This window comes from Pedobacter sp. KBW01 (assembly GCF_003852395.1).
In the GTDB taxonomy this organism is placed as follows: Bacteria; Bacteroidota; Bacteroidia; order Sphingobacteriales; family Sphingobacteriaceae; genus Pedobacter.
This window is the reverse complement of sequence record NZ_QAJQ01000009.1, coordinates 1-20,836: the sequence shown is the minus strand read 5'-3', so window position 1 is coordinate 20,836 and position 20,836 is coordinate 1. Positions and strand designations below refer to the sequence as shown.

Here is a 20,836-nt window from a genome sequence, read left to right as displayed (position 1 = left end):
GAAGGCCAGAAGGTTGAAGGACTGGGCGTTTAACCCTTATGCTTACCTATTATCAACTTACCCACCATTATTTATAATTTAAAGTTTAATTCAACATATTTTAAGATTAAAGATTGGGAGACAGGATTGGACATTAGAGCCGCCTACCTTCCTTTCCTCTACCTTTATCCTTATTCGTATTTTAGTGCATCAACGGCATTGGCTTTGGCAACTTTAAAAGTCTGCATGCTTACTGTTATCAGGGCAATGAGTACCGAGGTTAAAAGCGCCAGCAAAAAGGGCCATGGATTGATCGAAATTTTATAATCGTATTTCTCCAGCCATTTAGCCACAAGGATATAAGCCACCGGAATGGCAATCAGATTGGCTATTACCACCAGTTTCATAAAATCTTTGTTTAACAGGATCAGAATGTCAGAAAGATTAGCTCCTAAAACTTTACGGATACTGATTTCTTTGCTCCGCTGTTCGGCAGTGTACAAGGCCAGGCCAAGCAAGCCAAGGCATGAAATAAAAATGGCAAAGCCGCCAAACAGGTTAGAAAGTACGCTGAGCAACCTTTCGCTACGGAGTTTTTCGGCCATCCCCTGACTAACCATTTTTACTTCAACCGGATAAGCAGGATTTAAACGGCTGCTAACCGATTTTATCGCTTCAACAGAAGTACCTAACGATTGCGCAGGGTTTAGTTTAAGCAATAAAACCTTGCTGGTCTTGATGTTATAATAATAAACTGTTGGCTGTATTTTGGAAGCAAGAGATTCATTTGAATAATCCTGCACTACGCCTACTACTTTAAGCGGTGGATTATCGCCCCAATGAATCACAGTGCCAACCGGATTCTTTAATCCCATGGTTTTAACAGCGGTTTGATTAAGTAAAAGTGAGGTGGCAGTATCGGCAGAAAATTTAGGATCAAAATCTCTTCCCGCTACGATTTTTACACCGGTAGTTTTGGCGAATTCGAAACCAGTGCTTCTATAATTAATAATCGAAACATCATTTTTAGGCTTTCCGGGCCATGAAATATCGCCCGTAATAGAGCCGCCGCTGGTAAATGAGCCAGCATATTCTGTAGCCGAGGTAATAGCTCCTGCTTTTTGCAATTCATTTTTAAACAGTGCGAGCTTCTCCGGCTTGGCCCACTCGCCTTCCAGATCAATCTGAGCAAGCGCAGTTTGATCGAAGCCCAGTGGTTTATTTTTAAGGTGCTGAATTTGGCTGTAAATTACAATGGCCGAAATAATCATACAAATAGAAAGGCTAAACTGCACCACCACCAATGTTTTGCGGATAGAAAGTGAACCGGTGGAGCCTTTAAAACCTTTAAGTACTTTGACAGGAATAAAAGAGGAAAGATAGAAAGCAGGGTAACTTCCGGCAAGTAAGCCGGTAATCAATACCATCGAAAGTAACAATCCACAAAACTGATATGAACTGTAGTCGATCTTAATCGAAATATCAAGCAGGTTATTGAAATAAGGCAAAGAAACCTCGAGCGTAATAAAAGCAATGGCCATGGCCAGAACCGATAACAAAAGCGACTCGATCATAAACTGTCCCATGATGGTATTGCGGGTAGAGCCTAAAGCCTTACGTACCCCTACTTCCCTCGCCCGTTTTTCAGATTTAGCGGTAGAAAGGTTCATGTAATTGATACAGGCAATAAGCAACACGCAAATGGCTAGAAAAACGAATAATTTTAGCTGATCTATTTTACCGCCAGTCGATTCTCCATTATCAAATTTATCGTACAGATGGAGTTTAGCCAGTGGAAAAAGAAAAATCTGGTAGGTCATTTCCTTCAGGTTAGGTTCTTTGTTTACCACAAAATTTTTAATGGCTGTATTCGTAGCTTCTAAATTGGCATTATCTTTCAGCTGGAATATAGTTAAGCAGGTAATAGCACCCCAACCATATTCTTTCTCTGCTGGGTTTTCCTGTTCTAGAAATGCCCATGGCTGTAAAATATCAAATTGAATACTTTGGTTCTTAGGCAGATCTTCAATCACTGCACTCACCTTCAAACTTATCTTATTGTCGTAAGTAATGCTTTGGCCAAGTGGATTTTGATCGCCAAATAACTTTTTAGCAGTAGAGGCATTGATTAGCACATTATGGGGTTCGGCCAATGCTGTTTCGGGATCGCCGTAAATAAATTTCTGATCGAGGATTTTCAGAAAAGCTGGATCTACACTCAGTGCTTCCAGCTTAAAATGGTTCTGATCGTGACTGTAAAGCCTGGAGCCACCGGGCATAGAAATACGTGCTGCGTTTTTAATACCTGGCAATTCTGTTGCGGCTGCATTAGCCAACTTATTCGGTACGGCCATTGTAGTAGCCAGTTTACCGTTAAATTTCAGGTTTAATGCGGCAAAATACACTTTATCTGCATTTTTATATTGCTTGTCGAAACTCCACTCGTAATTTACATACAGCAACAACATTAAACAGCAAGCCATGCCGATGGCCAGGCCACCTACATTAATTAACGTAAAGCCTTTGTGTTTCCACAGGTTGCGCAATGCGATTTTTAGATTTAATTTGAACATCGTAGGGTTAACTGTATAAATTGTTAAACTGGTTAATTGTGAATTGCCAGTTGAAAACTGTCAATTGGTTTATTCGTATTTCAAAGCATCTACCGGGTTAGCCTTCGCAGTTTTATAGGCCTGAAAGCTCACCGTAATTAAGGCTATCAATAAGGTACCCATAGCTGCCACAAGCATAATCCACCAGCTGATATCGGTATGAAATTCGAACTTTATAAGCCACTTGCCCATGGCATAATAACTTACTGGTATAGCAATTACAATGGCTACGGCAATCATTTTAAGGAAAGAAAGCGATAGCAACTGCATTAAATTGGCAACCGATGCACCCAAAACCTTCCGTACACCAAATTCCTTGGTACGTTGTTCAGCGCTGTAGGCAACTAACCCAAATAAACCCAAGCAGGAAACGAAAATAGCCAGGCCACCAAAGAGGTTAGATAGTACTCCCAGTGTTTTTTCGGTTTTATATTTATCCAGGTACAAAGTGTTTAGGAAATTTATTTCGACCGGAAAAGCCGGATTTAATGCCTGGGTAACTTTGCTTATTGTTTCGATGTTGCGCTGCAAGCCGTTTTCTTCGTTTAAACGCATGGTAATGTATCCGGTTCTGCGTGGGTCGAAAAATACAAGCATCGGATTGTTCGATTTATAAGGTGAGTCCCAAACGTAATCGTCAAACACACCAATGATGTGGTATTTATCGCCAAAAGCACTTACAGTTCTACCTACCGGATTTTTATAACCAAAAACCTTTACTGCCGAAGCACTTACTAATACGCCTACTGAATCGGAAGCGAATTGCTTTGAAAAATCACGTCCATCGGTTAGCTTAATTCCATTGGTTTTGATGAAATCGTATGTGGTAGCTACCTGATTAAATAATACAGTGTTGGTTGGTTTAGTCATTCCTTCCCAGGCCATATCCATGAAGTTGGAGCCATGGTGCGATAAACTTACCGACGACTGGAACATGGCAGAAACAGCGCCTGATTTAAGTAATTCGCTTTTTAACAGTTCGTACTTCCCTTTCAACTCGCCATCCTGCGGAATTTCGACTAAAGCATTGATATCGAAACCAACCGGCCTGTTTTTAATGAACTGAATCTGACGGTAAATAACAAGGGTTGAAATGATCAGAATAATGGCAAAACAAAACTGCCCTACAACGAGTACCTGCCTCAAACTAACCGACCACAATCCTTTTGCACCTATTTTTCTTTTAAGGGTTTGAACCGGATTAAAGGAAGAAAGATAAAATGCCGGATAACTTCCTGCAATTAAGCCTGTAGCAAATACAATGGCCAAAATTCCTTTCCAACTGCTTACATTGAAATAAGATATGCCCAGGTTAATATTGAGTAAATGATTAAAGGCCGGCAGGCAGATTTCGAGCAGGGCGATGGCAATAACTACCGCAATAAGTGTTAGCACCATCGATTCTGTTAAAAACTGGAGAATTAACGAACTGCGGTTTGCGCCAATGGTTTTCTTTATTCCTACTTCTTTGGCCCTTTTTTCTGATTTGGCCGTGGCCATGTTCATGAAGTTGATACAGGCAATTAAAAGGATGCCAAAGGCCAGGCCAATAAAAAGATATATCTGTTCAATAGCTCCGCCAGTGCTTTTTCCATCTTCGAATTTTCCGTAGAGGTGTAGTTTACTTAAAGGGAATAATGCCTGTATTTGGAAATCATCCTGGGTATTTGTTTTAATTACCCCCATGATTTTTTTGTTTACAGCAGTTAAGTCGGCATTTTCCTTTAACATTACCAACGTGATGTAACTGTAATTCCCCCAATTAACCGATTTTGCGCTTTCATCTATCGATTCGTAAAACGACCAAGGCATTAAATAATCGAACTTATTCGAACTGTTTTCTGCCAGATCGTTAATCACAGCAGTAATATTCAGGTCGTACTTATCTTTAAACCGTACCACTTTATTCAAAACATCGGTATTACCGAATAAAAGTTTAGCTGTAGATTCGGTTAACACAATTGAATTTGGACTACTCAAAGCTGTTTTAGCATCCCCGCTGGTAAATTTATAATCGTACATTTTCAGGATACCGGGCTCGGCAAATTTTGATTTCCGTTTAAATGCGTTCGTACCATTTGCAATCAGATTTTCTTTGCCATAATCCATACGGGCAGTATACATTACCTCAGGCAAAGCTGCTTTTATTGCCGGTCCAAATGCGGTAACTGAACCTTCAAAAGTGCCCGAAATTTTCTTATTGTCGCTCTCAATGTTGGTCATGGTGGTATAAACCTGGGCCGATTTTTTAGCTTGCTTATCAAAATTCCATTCGTAGGTTACATAAAGCAACAACATTAAACAGGCAGCCAGGCCAATGGCCAAACCAATTACATTAATGAAAGAAGAGGTTTTGTTCTTCCACAGGTTCCGTAATGCGATTTTTAAGTTTAATTTGAACATCGTAGGGTTAACTGTATTAATTGTTAAACTGGTTAATTGTTAAATTGCCAACTGAAAACTGCCAATTGGTTTATTCGTATTTCAAAGCATCAACCGGGTTGGCATTAACTGCCTTTTTAGCCTGTATGCTTACGGTTATAATGGTTAATAAAATGGTAATCAATGTGGTGGTTACAAAGGGCAAAACAGGAAAATCGATCCGGTATGCAAAGGTTTTGAGCCACATATTGGTAATAACGTAGGCAATTGGCCATGAAATAACGTTGGCAATAACCACCAGGATAAAAAATGAACTATTGATTAGTTTGAGCAACTGCACATCGGTTGCACCCAATATTTTACGCACGGCAATTTCTTTTAAACGGCCATTGGTAATGTATTTGGCAAAAGCATATAAACCCAGCAAAGCGATAAAAATGGTAAGCACCGCAGCGGCGAAGAAGACAGACTGCAGCTGTTCTTGTTTTTTAAAGAGTTTACCGTAAAGCTCATCTAAAAACGCATAGCGAAAATCTTCTCCATCCAGTTTGTTAATTTCCGGCCATTGTGCTTTTAATGCTGCCAATGCGCTCGCCATTTTATTCTCTTCAATTTTAAGCATGATTTCCATCTTCGCATTTCCGCAAGGATCTTTAATGGCGTAAATGGTTGGCTGGGTGGCATTTTCGAAACCCTGGGCCTTAAAATCTTTAATTACCCCAACTATTTTATAATCGGTATGGCAACCGCTTATGGTTTGGCCAATCGGATTGGTTAATCCGTATTTGGCGGCAGCACTCTCGTTAATTACGGCCGAATTTGCTGTATCGGTTTTAAAGGATTTGGAGAAAAACCGACCTTCTTTTAACTTGATATCCAAGGTTTCGAAGTAATCGAAATCTACATCCAGGTAATCAATACTGGCTTGTACCCCATTTGAGGTATAGGTATTGGTTCCGTTGGCTGCGCCATTCGGAATTCCGGTTGCTACTGTTGCCGATTTTATACCAGGTATTTTTAACATGCGTTCTCTTACTGGCTCAAATTTGGCCGGGTTGTTAAACAAATTAATATTTTTAATGTAAACCACCTGTTCGGCTTTAAAACCCAAATCCTGACTACGCATGTATTTTAGCTGGGCATTGATAATGAACAAGCCAATAATAAAAATAACAGCAATGCTAAATTGAAAAACCAGTAAACCATTGCGTAACCAATAGCTTTGCTTGCTGGTAGAAAAATTGCCTTTTAAAACCAGTGCAGGCTTAAAACCCGATAAAACCATTGCCGGGTAAATGCCTGCAATCAATGTGATTAAAAGTAAAATTAAAGGCAGTTGCCAAAGCAAACCATTATCTACATGCCAGATAGAAAGCTTTAAAAGAAACAGGTTGTTAAAGCCCGGCAAAGCAAGCTCAGCCAAAATTAAGGCCAATATGGTAGCAGCAAAGCATTGCATTAAAATCTCGACCAGAAATTGTGTAGTTAACTGGAAACGATATGCCCCCATTACTTTTTTAACACCAACTTCTTTTGCCCGTTTGGTGGCCTGCGCAATACTTAGGTTAGTAAAATTAACACTGGCAATTACCAAAATCAGAACTCCTAAAACCGAAAGTGCAATCAGTATTTTATAAGGTGCATCGTTACCTGCTTTAGGTTTTAAATGCTGGTTTGATAAGGGATCTAAAAACGTAGAGATTCCTTTTATTTTATCAATCGTTTCCCGATCCGTTTCTTCTTTCAGTAACTCTGCCCGATATAAGCTCGTTATCTTTTCTGTTAAATTGGCAACATCAGTTCCAGGTTTAACCTGTATGTAGGTGGTGTAATTGTTATGGCCATAATTTTCGCCCTGCCCTATCTCGTTCCCAATTGAAATACCATCGAAAGTTACATTTGAATGGGTGTTATTTACAATTGAGCCATTAATCTTACTGGTTATCCCCATAACACTGCTTCCCACGATCACCATTTCAGGCTTATTATCTGTTTTATTTGGGAAAAGTGTTTTCATACTTTCCTTGCTTAAATAGGAAACACGTTCTTCATTACCCGCAGGTCTTTCCAGTCCACCAGTTGGTTTTAAATCTAGTATTTCGGCAGCAGCATAATCGGCCTGCATGAAATTATTGGTAAAAATGGTGTTTTTGCCGTTTTTAAGCACAAGTTCAAAAAAGCTACCTTTGGTGATACCTGCCTTTTCAACTTCGGGGAAGTGTTGTTTAATTGCCTTTGCTAATGGTGGCGGGGTATAATTGGTCTTAAAATCGGGGTATATCCGCCCAACAACATAAATATTTTTATAGTTCGGATTAGACTTATCGAAACTGGTTTCGTAAGTAAAATACAGCATTACTAAAATAAACGCAGCTAAAGCAATGGCCAAACCACCAACATTAATGGCAGTAATCCCCTTGTTTCTCCAAAGGTTACGCAGGGCTATTTTTAGGTTTAATTTGAACATTTTTTAGTTTTTAGTATCAGGATAAAAGTATTTAGTATCAAGACCGCAGTGGCTCACTTTAGTCTTTGGTCTTTTTGTTTTCAGCTTTACTCGTATTTTAAAGCATCAACCGGGTTAGCCTTGGCTACTTTTACCGACTGGATACTTACTGTTAAAATGGCAATCAGCACCGACAAGGTAATGGCAGCAATAAAAGGCAAAGCAGAAACATTAATTCTGTACTCATAAGCGGAAAGCCATTTATTGATAATGATATAAGCCAGCGGAAATGCAATGATATTGGCAATGGCCACCAGTTTAATAAAATCTTTATTCAGTAAAGTGAGGATATTGGCTGTACTGGCTCCCAATACCTTGCGTATACTAATTTCTTTTTTGCGCTGCTCGGCCATAAATAGTGCAAGACCAAGTAATCCTAAGCAAGAAATAAATATTGCAAAACCACCAAACCAGTTAGAAAGTGTGCCCAATAGCTGTTCGTTTCTAAATTTTGCCTTAAAATTTTCGTCCACAAACTTAACCTCAGCCGGATAAGATGGATTTAATTTTTTAATGGCTTCGCTAATCTGATTAACCGATGTTGTAATGTTATTTTTATCGTTTAAACGCATAATGATGGTGGTAGCGCGATCAGGATTCTGCGCAATAAGCAATGGCGCAGCTTTCTGATAAGGCGATTCCATTACATAATCTTTCAATACTCCGATAATCCTGATTGGCTGGTCCCAGCTAATCATTTTACCAACCGGATCTTTCATGCCCATTACCTTAACCAGTGCCTCATTAACCAGGACATTGGCAGTATCGACAAACTCTTTTGAAAAATCCCTTCCCTGCAAAATTTCCATTCCAGTGGTTTTGGTCAGATCGAGATTGGTAAACCTAAAATTTACTAGTACTTTGTCTTTAGCGTTTTTACCAGGCCAGCTTATGCCATAGGTATTGTTGCCACCGGCAGTTAGAGATTGGCTATACTCTGTAAAAGCAGTTATGGCGCCTGCTTTCATTAATTCATCTTGCAGTATTTTACGTTTTTCGGGCTTTGCAAACTCACCTTCGGTAGGAATTTGCACTAAATTTGTCCGGTTATATCCTATTGGCTTATTTTTAATGTAGTTTAACTGCTGATAAATTACCGCGGTACAAACGATTATACAGGCCGCAAACACAAACTGGAAAACCACCAGAAATTTACGGATGGATAAAGATGAACCGCCCGAGAGTTTAAATCCTTTGAGCACTTTAAGCGGATCGAAAGAAGAAAGGTAAAATGCAGGGTAGCTTCCTGCTATGATGGCGGTTAGCAATGTTAAACCTAAAAATACTGACCAGAATTTATAATCGCTGTAATCGATCCCTAGCGTGATGCCTAACAGGTTGTTAAAATAAGGCAAACTAACTTCGATCAATACAAAAGCGACCATCATACTCAGCGTGGTAAGCAAAACGGATTCGAACATGAACTGACCTACTAGGTTATTACGTGATGAACCGATGGCTTTTCGTACTCCAACTTCGCGTGCTCTTTTTTCGGATTTGGCTGTAGAAAGGTTCATGAAATTAACACATGCAATAAGGAGGATGCAAAAGGCTAAAAGAAAAAATATCCGCAACTGGTCTATTCTTCCACCAACATTTTTGCCGTTCTCAAATTTATCGTACAGATGCCATTTGGAAAGCGGGTGCATAAAGGGCTCGCCTGTAGCCTCCTTATCATGTGCCTTAATCATGCCTTTTAGCTGATTGTTAACCCGGTCAAAAGTCGCATTGTCCTGCAGTTGAACAAACATCATACAGTAGTTATTACCCCAGCCACTGGTTTGGGTCCACGGATTTAGCTTATCGTACAGTTTCCACGACATGATATAATCAATCCCTAGAGTCGAATTTTTAGGGCGGTCTGCTATAACTCCTTCTACCCTTAAATTCTCTTTATTATCAAGCTTTACTGTTTTGTTTAGAGGATCTTCATTACCAAAAAGATTTTTAGCCAGGGTTTCTGATAAAATCACACCATCAGTGCTTTGTAAAAAGGTATTTTTATTCCCTTTTAAAACCTTATAATCGAACATCCTGAGAAAACCGGGATCGCCAAAAACTGCACTCTTTTTAAAGTTGTTCTGGTTGTATGACAGGAGCGTTTCTTCTGGGTAAGACAGGCGACTAACCTGCGCAGCACCAGGTACTTTCTCGCTGATTTCATCTTTCAACTTCCCGGGAAAAGCCATAAAACTGAAGGTTTCTGTAGCTGTTTTCTGATTATTATACAATACATAAGTTTTGTCGTAATCGGTAAACTGTTTATCGTAGCCATATTCGTAGGCTACATACAATAGCAAAATCATACAACTTGCCAAACCAATGGCTAATCCGCCCAGATTAATCAGCGTGAAGCCCTTGTTTCTCCAAAGGTTACGTAAGGCTATTTTTAGGTTTAATTTGAACATTTTTCAGTCTCTTAGTATCAGGATAAAAGTATTTAGTATCAAGACCGTGGTGGCTCACTTTAGTCTTTGGTCTTTTTGCTTTCAGCTTTATTCATATTTTAAAGCATCAACCGGGTTAGCCTTGGCTACTTTTACCGACTGGATACTTACGGTTAAAATGGCAATCAGCACCGATAGTGTAATCGCAACAATAAAGGGCAATGGTGAAATCGAAACCCGATATTCGAAAGCGGATAACCATTTATTGATAATGATGTAAGCCAGCGGAAATGCAATGATATTGGCAATAGCCACCAGTTTAATAAAATCTTTATTCAGTAAAGTGAGGATATTGGTTGTACTGGCCCCCAATACCTTGCGGATACTGATTTCTTTTTTGCGTTGCTCGGCCATAAAGAGTGCAAGACCAAGTAATCCTAAGCACGAAATGAATATTGCAAAACCTCCGAACCAGTTAGAAAGCGTGCCCAAAAGTTTTTCGTCCTGAAATTTCACCTCAAAAGACTCGTTCACGAATTTTCGGTTAACAGGATAATTGGGTTCCATTTCTTTAACCAACTCATCTATTTTCTCCAATGAAGAACTGATATTCTGATTGGGGTTTAAACGGGCAATAATCATTGATGCATTATCTTTCGTATTTAAATAGAAAATCATGGGTGCTACTTTTTGATAAGCGCTTTCTACAACAAAATCTTTTACCACACCAACATTGGTTAACCTGGTACCCCAAAATTTAATTGTGGCACCAATGGGATTTTTTAGATTCATCATTTTAACGGCAGCTTCGTTAAGCATAACGCTACTTGTATCGTTCGGAAATTTTGCAGAAAACTCTCTTCCACTAATTATTTCTGTGCCGATTGTTTCAACAAAATCGTATCCAATGCCCCTATGGTTAAATGAAATCAATTCTTTCGGATTCTTTCCTTCCCATTCAATATTTGTAGTATTGTTCCCTCCTTCCGTAAAGTCTGAGCTGAAAAAAGTTACATTACTGGCTGCACCCGATTTTATTAATTGCGTTTTAAGCAATTCGAGTTTTTGCTGATCACGCAATTTTCCATCAACGGCTATCTGAATTAAGTTGGATTGATTATATCCGATGGGCTTATTTTTAATATAATTTAACTGCTGGTAAATCACCATCGTACAAACAATTAAACAGGCGGCAAAAACAAATTGCCCTACCACCAAAATTTTCCTGATCGATACGGATGAATCTGTTTTCAAGCTAAAGCCCTTTAATACTTTAACCGGCTCGAAAGATGATAAATATAATGCCGGATAACTACCTGCTACGAATCCGGTAAAAATCATTAATGCCACTAAGATTAGCCAAAATAAACTATTGTGGTAATCAATTGTGAGTTTGATATTTAGTATATTATTGAAATAGGGCAAACTAACTTCAACCAAAATAAATGCAAACACTGTAGCAATAAATGTGATTAGCAGCGATTCTAAAAAAAACTGACTTATTAAAGATCTACGTGTGGATCCGATTGCTTTCCGAACACCAACTTCTTTAGCCCTGCGCTCTGATCGGGCAGTTGATAAATTCATAAAATTTATACAGGCAATTAATAATATGCAAAAGGCCAGCAACAAAAATATCTTCAGCTGGTCTATTTTACCGCCTACTGATTTTCCGTTTTCAAAATCGGCATACAAATGCCATTTAGTTAAGGGATGAAGTAGTGCTACAGAAACAATTTCCTTATTATGTCTTTTGTAAATGTCTTTTATATCTGCATTCGCCTCAGTAAAAGCATTATTATCTTTTAGTTGTACCAGGGTAAGGCACATGTTGTTCCCCCAGTTAGCCTCTTTTGCCCAGGTTTCTCTTTTTTCGAATAATTCCCAGGGCATAATGCACTCAAAATTTATACTGCTATTGGCCGGCACATCATCTATTACTGCTTCTACTTTTAAAACATCCTCATTTTCTAACTTTACAGTTTTATTGACAGGATCTTCATTGCCAAATAATTTTTCGGCGTAAGATTTAGTAAGGATAATGGTATTTATATCTTTTAAAGCCCTGGCTGAGTTACCTTTAATAAATTTATAATCTAATATTTTAAGAAAATTCGGATCAGCATATACAACTCTGCTGCTTATCTTTTTTTCGCCGGCAGTGATTAAATTCGTTTGCGGATAAGTTGAATGAGAGGCATATTTTACTCCGGGTAATTTTTCCTGCAGCTCGCCGGCCATTACATTGGGTGTCCACGACCAGCTGAAGGTTTTACCATTAGCTACCACACTTTGATAAACTACATACGTTTTTTCGTTATTTGTAAACTGCTTATCGTAACTCCACTCGTAAGCCACATATAGAAGCAAAATCAGGCAACTGGCCAGGCCAATGGCTAATCCACCGATGTTGATCAGTGAGAATCCCTTGTTTTTCCAAAGGTTGCGTAAGGCTATTTTCAGGTTTAATTTGAACATATTATTTGTATCAGGTAGTTAGGGTACTTTAGGTAGCAGGTGTTTAGTAGCGAGTATCAAGTGGTTAGTAGCAGGTAGTTAGTATAAAGTATCAAGTAGTTAGTATCAAGTAGTTAATATCAAGGGTTGAGCAGCGATAGACTTTCTCTTGCCTGTCCCAAATCTCCCCATCCGGGAAGATTGTTGGGTGGCTATCATTAAACTAAACTAAAATCTTTTTTAATGGCTGAAGGCAGAAGCTTAAAGGTTGGTATAACTTGACCTTCTGCCTTCCTTCCTATATCAGCTCTTCGTTTCTACTCTTGTTTATCTTTTCCGAAATTACATGGCCATCTTTCAGGTTAATAATCCGGTTAGAAAAACTGGCATCATGGCTCGAGTGTGTTACCATTACAATAGTGGTTCCTGTTTCGTTTAACTCACAAAGCAACTCCATCACTTCGTTACCGTGCGAGCTATCCAGGTTCCCGGTAGGCTCATCGGCCAAAACCAATTTAGGCTTGGTTACTAAAGCCCGGGCTACTGCCACACGCTGCTGCTGACCACCGGATAACTGTTGCGGAAAGTGCCCGCTACGGTTTACAATGTTCATCCGCTCAATAATTTCGTTAACCAGTTTCTTGCGCTCGGTTGCCGGAACTTTATTATAAATTAAAGGCAGTTCTATATTTTCAAAAACAGTAAGTTCATCAATCAGATTAAAATTCTGGAAAACGAAGCCCATATTTCTTTTGCGGAAATTGGAACGTTCTCTATCGTTAAGCGTTAAAAGCTCGGTATCAATAAACTTGTAGCTTCCGCTTTCTGGTTTATCTAACAAGCCCATTACGTTTAAGAGGGTAGATTTTCCGCAGCCTGATGGCCCCATAATGGATACAAACTCGCCTTCTTTTACATGAAGATCGATCCCGTTAAGGGCTGTTGTTTCTACTTCTTCTGTTTTGTAAACTTTTTCCAGTTTTTCTATTTTAATCATAGCTTTTAGTATTGAGTATCAAGTGTTGCAGGGCTAGTAGCAAGTATTTTAGTAGCAAGTAACTAGTAATAAGTATTTAGTAGCGATTACCTGGTATTTAGTAGCAAGACTTGATTATATTGTTTATTTAATTTTAAAATTTCTGCCAAAGGCTTATCGCAATCGCTTATCTTATTTATTAATCTCTACCTGATCGTACTGGTTAAATTGATCGTAAGAAGAAGTTATTACCTCATCGCCTTTCTGCAAACCATCCAATATTTCGTAGTAGAGGTAGTTTTTCCTTCCAATTTTCACATTTTTCTTGGTCGCTTTGCCGTTGTTTACCACAAACACCCACGAGCCGCCTGTACTTTGAAAAAACTGCCCTTGCGACAAAAGCAACGATTTACTGTTATCAGACAAGGTTAACTTGGTTTGCAGTGATAAGCCACGACGTAAACCATCAGGTGCGGCAGTTTTAAACACCATTTCTACCTGAAACTGCCCTGCTGTAACCTCTGGTATTACTTTACTCACGGTTAAATTATAGGTTTTACCATTAAATTCGCAGGTAGCGGTTTGCCCTTCTTTTACCCTGTTAATGTAATATTCATCAACGCCTGCCTGCAATTTATACCCTTGCAATACATCAATCTTTCCGATCATTTCGTTCGAATTGTAAGATTTACCAATTACCGGATCGTAAGAAGACAATTTACCTGAAACGGGTGCCTTGATCGTCATATTTTCGATGTTTTTCCTGATCATTTCCAAACTCTCGTTCATTTGTCCCATCGATTGGTCGATTTGTGCGAGTTGCATTTTTCTGCTTTGGTTTTCCTGGGCAATAGCCTGTCTTACAATTTTACGTTTTCCCTGGTAATACTCGTAATCCTGACTCGATTTGTTAAATTCCTGCAGCGTAATTACTTTTTTACTGAACAGGTTACTATCCAAACGAAACTGTCTTGTCGCTGTACGCAGGTTATTTTCAACATCCAGTAAATCCTGGTTTAGCACCCTTTGGTTTTGCTCCAAATCCAAACGTGATTTACGCAATTGGTTAATCTGTTCGGTAGCTGCTGTTTGGCTCGAAGTGTAACTTAACATCGCATTCGAATTAGAGATCCGTAACAGTGGCGTACCTTTTACTACCGAAGCACCATTTTCGGTAAAGATTTCGGCTACTGTTCCGCCTTCTGATGAACTTACAATTACCGAGGTTAGTGGAACCACACTGGCATTTAACAAAACAACATCTTCAAAATCGCCAAACTCTACTTTGCTGATGGTTAATTTATCGGCATCGGCACTGTATACTTTCTTTAGCGATAAGGTGTAGCCATAAATTACAATTGCCACAAAAGCAACGGCGCCGCCTATCATCAATAAGGTTTTTCTGCTAAATCTTTTCTTCTCTATTTTCTTGTCCATGTGTTCGCTTGTACTGTTCGGTTTCTCTAATAACCAAGCTTGTGCCAAAACCCAAAAACACAATTAAAATACTAATAATCAAATATTTAAAAGTTTTCACTATTTTAACCTGTTCATTATCGAACAGTTTATGTGCGGGAGCGGACAGTTTAGTTAATTTTGCCTCACTCCCCCAGGAGAGGGATAGTAAAAAAGAATATATGTATAGTAACTTTAATAGGGAGAGGTTATGTTAGACACTACAGTTTTAATTATCGATGATGATGACGACATTCTATTGAGTGCGCGTTTATTTTTAAAGCAACAGGTTAAACAGGTGATTACCTGCAAATCGCCGAAAGAGATCAATGTTTTACTAAGCAAAAACGAAGTCGACATTATCCTTTTAGATATGAACTATCAAAAAGGTGCAAGCGATGGTCGCGAGGGGCTGTACTGGCTCGAACATATTTTATCGATCGATAAGGACTATGTGGTCATTTTAATGACGGCTTTTGGCAACGTTGAACTTGCCGTAAAAGCAATTAAAAACGGGGCTACCGATTTTATCTTGAAGCCCTGGGAAAATGAAAAGCTTTTTGCCACGATCTCAGCCGCATCTAAACTCCGCGAATCGACCCGGAAGGTTAAGAAACTCGAAAAAATACATTCTTCTCTGCAAAAAGATATGACCCGTGGTTTTGATAACATTGTAGGTCAGGCCGAAGGAATAAAACATTTACAAAACACCTTAATAAAAGTTGCTCCTACGGATGCCAATGTGCTTATTTTAGGCGAAAATGGTACCGGAAAACAGGTTTTTGCTTACGAAATACATGGAAACTCGCAACGGAAAAATCAGGTATTTATGCATGTTGACCTGGGCTCGTTAAATGAAAATTTATTTGAAAGTGAGCTTTTTGGTTACGCCAAAGGAGCCTTTACCGATGCACGGGAAGATAAACCCGGCCGCTTTGAACTGGCAGATGGAGGTACCATTTTTTTAGATGAGATTGGCAATTTAACCCTACCGCTTCAGGCCAAGTTATTGAGTGTTTTGCAAAACAGAACCGTTACCCGCTTAGGCGAGAGTAAAGAGCGTAAGGTAAATGTGCGGTTAATTACAGCAACCAATATGCCCCTTGATGAGATGGTGGCCAAAAATACCTTCAGGCAGGATTTATTATTCAGGATTAATACTGTTGAGTTATTGCTGCCGCCTTTACGCAAACGCGGCGGAGATATTTTGCTCCTGGCCAATCATTTTATGCAGGTTTTTAGTTCTAAATACCACAAAGAAATCCGTAATTTAAGTGCTAAGGCACAAGAAGTACTCCTAAATTACAAATGGCCAGGCAATGTGCGTGAGCTGCAGCATGTTTTAGAACGGGCGGTAATTATGAGCGATGGAACCGACATTTCTGAAGCAGATTTACAGTTAAGTCCGCAGCGATTTGCGCAGAATACTGCCTTGCCTGATGAAATGGCTTTAGAAGATATGGAGAAAATGATGGTGCAAAAAGCAATTGACAAGCACAAGGGCAATATATCAAAGGCAGCAGCCGAGCTGGGCCTAACCCGTGCCGCATTGTACCGGAGAATTGAGAAATTTGGAATTTAATTGGAGGTGGAGGGTAAAATGGCAGAAGGTAGTTTTCGCTATGCCCCCTACCTTTAAACCTTCTTCCTTTAACCTTAAAATATGTTCTACAAACGCTTTACTTTTCGTTTAATATTTCGCCTGTTGGTTATCAACCTGCTGGGTTATCTTTTGTTTTACCTCATTAGTAATACCCAACTCTGGTTTACTATTATTGGTGTTTCATTTGTATTGCTGGGGGCCATTATTTCCCTTTATTACTACATTAACGAAATCCGATCAGATATTAAACGCTTTATATTGGCTGTAAAAACGCGCGATCATACCTTAAACTTCAAGAATAAAGCAACAAAAGGTAGTTTTCCGGAGCTATATGAATCTTTTGGCGAAATCCTGCTGGTACATAAACAAATCAGGCTGGAGCAGGAAGCCATGTTTCAATTGATTAAAACCATACTTGAGCAGGTTCCTGTTGGCGTAATTGTGATCAATAATACCAAAACAGCCGAAGAAAACGAGGAAATTGCCTTTTTTAACCAGGCAGCCTCCAACTTATTAAGCATTCCGGCTTATAAATACTGGCACAGGTTAAAACAGCACCTGCCTGCCTTTGCCAACGAAATAGAGCACATTGTTCAGGGCGGAAAAAGGTTTTTGGAATTAAAAATACAGGATAAACTCATTCAGCTTTCTACTGAGGTTATTCCACTGAACCTATATGGGAAAAACTATACCATAATCAGTTTTCAAAATATAAAAGATGAAATTGAGCAGAAAGAAACCGAAGCCTGGAACCGGTTAATTGGTGTTATTTCGCACGAAATCCTCAATTCCATTACCCCAATCAGTTCTTTATCCGATACCATTAACAGCATGGTGAGCGACAAGGAAAACCTCGACATGTCTGAAATGGAGGATCTGAAAACAGCCTTGCAAACGATCAAAAGACGTTCTGCCGGTTTGCTTGATTTTGTAAAAGATTACCGCCTAATTGCCGAGCTGCCCACACCAAATCTCGAATCGCATACCATTGGCGAAATCCTGAAGCACATCAAAGTATTAATGCAGCCTTTTGCCAGGGTAAAAAATGTAGTGCTGGATGTAGAACAAACTTCATCCAAAATTACTGTTCAGCTCGATTTAAAGTTAATTGAACAGGTACTGATCAATCTGATTACCAACAGCATTTATTCGGTTGAGGAAACAGCAAACCCGCACATTTCGGTAGCTTACCGTTTAGAGCATACCAAATTATATATCGATGTGAGCGATAACGGAAAAGGAATTGAAGCAGCCGACCTCGAGAAAATATTTGTGCCTTTTTATACCACCAGAAAAAATGGTTCGGGCATTGGCCTTACCATTAGCCGCAACATTATGAAAATGCATCGCGGTAGTATAGAAGTTATATCTGCACCAAAAGAACTGACTACTTTTTCGCTTGTATTTAATTATGTGTAAACAACCGAAACTGTAGCTATAGTGCAACAACAGCAGTTAATTTTCAAAAGCAACGCCAATAATCATATTTCGCTCAATCATCTGAATGTTTTTTAACCTAAAAATTCAAACAAAAACAGTTTAACGGGCTTTATTAATGTAGATACATTAAATATAAGCATGAAGACAGTTATAATATCGAACAGACTACCCGTTAAGATTATTGAAGAAAATGATGAGTACACGTTTATCCCAAGCGAGGGTGGCCTGGCCACCGGGCTTGGCGACGTTTATAAATCGGGCAATTCCATATGGATTGGTTGGCCCGGAATTGAAGTGCCAGAAGAACGGCAACAAGTAGTAACAGCTAAACTTGCCAAACTTAACCTCTACCCCGTATTTCTTACACAAGATGAAATTAACCTTTATTACGAAGGCTTTTCGAACGAAGTTTTATGGCCGGTTTTTCATTACCTGGTTACTTACGCCCATTACGAACAAAGTTATTGGGATTGTTACCAGTCTGTTAATCATAAATTTGCTACTGCAGCTTTAAAAGTACTTGCTAAAAAAGATAAAATATGGATACAGGATTACCAATTATTACTTTTACCAGGCATATTGCGTAAGCATTTACCGCAATCAACCATTGGTTTTTTTCAGCATATCCCCTTCCCCTCTTACGAAATATTCAGGTTGATTCCCTGGCGGGACGAACTTTTAAATGGTATGCTCGGTTCCGATCTAATCGGTTTCCACACCTACGACGATGTACGCCATTTTTTAAGCACAGCCACCCGGTTACTTCCGGTAAACTCATCGGCCAACATCTTAAACAGCAACGAAAGGCAAATTGTAGTTGAGGCCTTTCCGATGGGCATTGATTTCAATAAATTTTCTGAACTAACCTCGCGCGATGAAGTTCAAAAAGAAATCGAATATTTCCGCAAGGGTAAAGAAGATGTTAAACTGATTCTTTCTATCGACCGGCTCGACTATAGCAAAGGGATTTTAGAACGGTTAAAAGCACTCGATCTCTTGCTGCAATTGCATCCCGAATACATTGGAAAAATAGAGCTGTATATGGTGGTAGTGCCCTCGCGCGATACTGTTCCGCAATATCGCGATTTAAAGGAGCAAATCGATCAGTTTGTAGGTAACCTGAACGCCCGTTACCGTTCTATTAACTGGATTCCGGTTAATTATTTTTACCGCTCTTTCCCTATCGAAGTACTTTCGGCACTATATGCATCTGCCGATATCTGCCTGGTTACCCCCATGCGCGATGGCATGAACCTGGTGAGCAAAGAATACGTGGCCAGCAGGCAAAACAATGATGGTGTGCTTATTCTGAGCGAAATGGCAGGTGCTTCGAAAGAATTAACCGATGCAGTAATTGTAAACCCCAATAACATAGGCGATATTATGGAGGCCATTGTTCTGGCCTTAAAAATGCCTTTAGTAGAACAACAAACCCGCATGAAAGCCATGCGGGGTATTGTACAAAAATTTAATGTTAAACATTGGGTCAATAATTTTATTTTAAGACTAAACGAAGTGAAAAATTCGCAACAATCATTATTAACCAAACACGCAGTAAACCTGATCAACGAAAATATTACCAGGCATTACCAGCAAACAGCCAATCGTGTTTTATTTCTCGATTACGACGGAACCCTGGTTGATTTTACCGGAAATATAGATGATGCATCGCCAGATGAGGAACTGTATGAACTGATTAAAAAACTAACCGGCGATGAAGCCAATAAAGTGGTAATTATAAGTGGAAGAAGAAATGAAACACTGGAAAAATGGTTCGGACATTTAAAGGTAGATATGATTGCCGAACATGGTGCCTGGCAAAAAACACAAGGCGATAAATGGAATTGCCTGCCCCTTTTAACCGACCAATGGAAGCAGGAGATGAAAGCCATTTTAGAAACCTATATCGATAGAACGCCCGGTTCTTTTATTGAAGAAAAAAGTTATTCGCTGGTTTGGCATTATCGCAAAGCGGATGAAGGGTTGGGCGAATTGCGGGCGAATGAAATTGTGAGCCATTTAAAAATTTTAGCAGCCGATAAAGGTTTGCAGCTGATGCCGGGCAACAAGGTTATTGAGTTTAAAAATATGGAGGTAAATAAAGGGAAAGCCGCTTTAAACTGGCTTTACAATAAACATCCGGATTTTATACTGGCGCTGGGTGATGACCATACAGATGAAGATATTTTTAAGGCCTTACCTGATGATGCTTTTACGATTAAGGTTGGCAATAACATATCAGAAGCCAAATATTACCTTAACGATTATAAAGAGGTGAGGAAATTATTGTGGAGTTTAGTTAAGGAAGAATTTGTGGAGCGGGGTTAATCTTTTACCGATCGGTGTACACCATATTGTTCGGAACATCATTTTACACTAGCTATCGGTGTCATCACCGACAACCACGGATTAACATACCTACAGTAGCCCTATCTGCAAAACGATACTCCCTTATTTCTATAGATGGAGATACTAACCGAGGATAAATGCCTTATTAATATTTTATTTTAACCATTTAAAACTTTTGTGACATTTTTTTTTGTGACCGAAAAAATTGTCACAAAAAAAATTGTCACAACTTTGTGGCGGTTTTTCTTATGTGCGCAAAAGTTGCCACAATAATTAAACGTTGGTTCGGTATGCAATCCGGTCATTCCCGTGAAAACGGGAATCTTAAAGCAAAATAAATGTGTAGCTAAGGCATTAGGATTCCCAGTCAAGTTGGGAATGACGATCAAGTGGTGGGTCGATTAATAATCCCATCCTGGATTTCCCCTTTGAAAAGATTTAAAATGATTTGATCCGGCTACACAAACCCGTCATTCCCGTGAAAACGGGAATCTTAAAGCGAAATAAATGAATAGCTACAGCATTAAGATTCCCAGTCAAGCTGGGAATGACGATCAAGAAGTTGGCCGATTAATAATCCCATTCTGGGTTTTCCCCTTTAAAAAGATTTAATCCGTCCTTCGACAGGCTCAGGATGACAAGCTAATCTTGTTTCCCAAAAACCATAGGTTGGTCGGGATTTGTAATTAG

At 39.2% G+C, this 20,836-nt stretch carries 10 protein-coding genes; 3 read left to right on the top strand and 7 right to left on the bottom strand.

Annotated features, from left to right (window positions below; all coding sequences use genetic code 11):
- Positions 1–170 precede the first annotated feature (170 nt).
- The 7 genes from DBR40_RS09880 to DBR40_RS09850 form a co-directional block, all read right to left on the bottom strand.
- Positions 171–2,552, bottom strand: coding sequence for an ABC transporter permease (locus tag DBR40_RS09880; RefSeq protein ID WP_124559591.1), 2,382 nt, complete (start codon positions 2,550–2,552; stop codon positions 171–173).
- Positions 2,553–2,621: 69 nt separating this feature from the next.
- A complete protein-coding gene (locus DBR40_RS09875) occupies positions 2,622–4,994 on the bottom strand; it encodes an ABC transporter permease (RefSeq protein WP_124559590.1) in 2,373 nt (790 codons plus the stop codon).
- Positions 4,995–5,064: 70 nt separating this feature from the next.
- The gene (locus DBR40_RS09870) at positions 5,065–7,440 is read right to left on the bottom strand and encodes an ABC transporter permease (protein ID WP_124559589.1); all 2,376 of its coding nucleotides are present in this window, start codon (positions 7,438–7,440) and stop codon (positions 5,065–5,067) included.
- Positions 7,441–7,526: 86 nt separating this feature from the next.
- Complete coding sequence (locus DBR40_RS09865) at positions 7,527–9,887, bottom strand: ABC transporter permease (protein WP_124559588.1); 2,361 nt, start codon at positions 9,885–9,887, stop codon at positions 7,527–7,529.
- Positions 9,888–9,974: 87 nt separating this feature from the next.
- Positions 9,975–12,344: an ABC transporter permease gene (locus DBR40_RS09860; protein WP_124559587.1), complete on the bottom strand. Its 2,370-nt coding sequence runs from the start codon at positions 12,342–12,344 to the stop codon at positions 9,975–9,977.
- Positions 12,345–12,621: 277 nt separating this feature from the next.
- On the bottom strand, positions 12,622–13,320 hold the full coding sequence (locus DBR40_RS09855) for an ABC transporter ATP-binding protein (RefSeq protein WP_124559586.1): 699 nt from the start codon (positions 13,318–13,320) through the stop codon (positions 12,622–12,624).
- A 171-nt stretch (positions 13,321–13,491) separates the two neighbouring features.
- On the bottom strand, positions 13,492–14,736 hold the full coding sequence (locus tag DBR40_RS09850; RefSeq protein ID WP_124559585.1) for an efflux RND transporter periplasmic adaptor subunit: 1,245 nt from the start codon (positions 14,734–14,736) through the stop codon (positions 13,492–13,494).
- Positions 14,737–14,965: 229 nt separating this feature from the next.
- On the opposite strand from DBR40_RS09850, the gene DBR40_RS09845 reads away from it, so the two are divergent.
- The 3 genes from DBR40_RS09845 (at position 14,966) to DBR40_RS09835 (ending at position 20,125) form a co-directional block, all read left to right on the top strand.
- Positions 14,966–16,336, top strand: coding sequence for a sigma-54-dependent transcriptional regulator (locus DBR40_RS09845; RefSeq protein WP_124559584.1), 1,371 nt, complete (start codon positions 14,966–14,968; stop codon positions 16,334–16,336).
- Between the two features lie 81 nt (positions 16,337–16,417).
- Positions 16,418–17,776 carry a sensor histidine kinase gene (locus tag DBR40_RS09840; RefSeq protein ID WP_124559583.1) on the top strand — a complete coding sequence of 453 codons (1,359 nt, stop codon included), beginning with the start codon at positions 16,418–16,420 and terminating at the stop codon, positions 17,774–17,776.
- Positions 17,777–17,935: 159 nt separating this feature from the next.
- Positions 17,936–20,125: a bifunctional alpha,alpha-trehalose-phosphate synthase (UDP-forming)/trehalose-phosphatase gene (locus tag DBR40_RS09835; protein ID WP_124559582.1), complete on the top strand. Its 2,190-nt coding sequence runs from the start codon at positions 17,936–17,938 to the stop codon at positions 20,123–20,125.
- Positions 20,126–20,836: the final 711 nt, after the last annotated feature.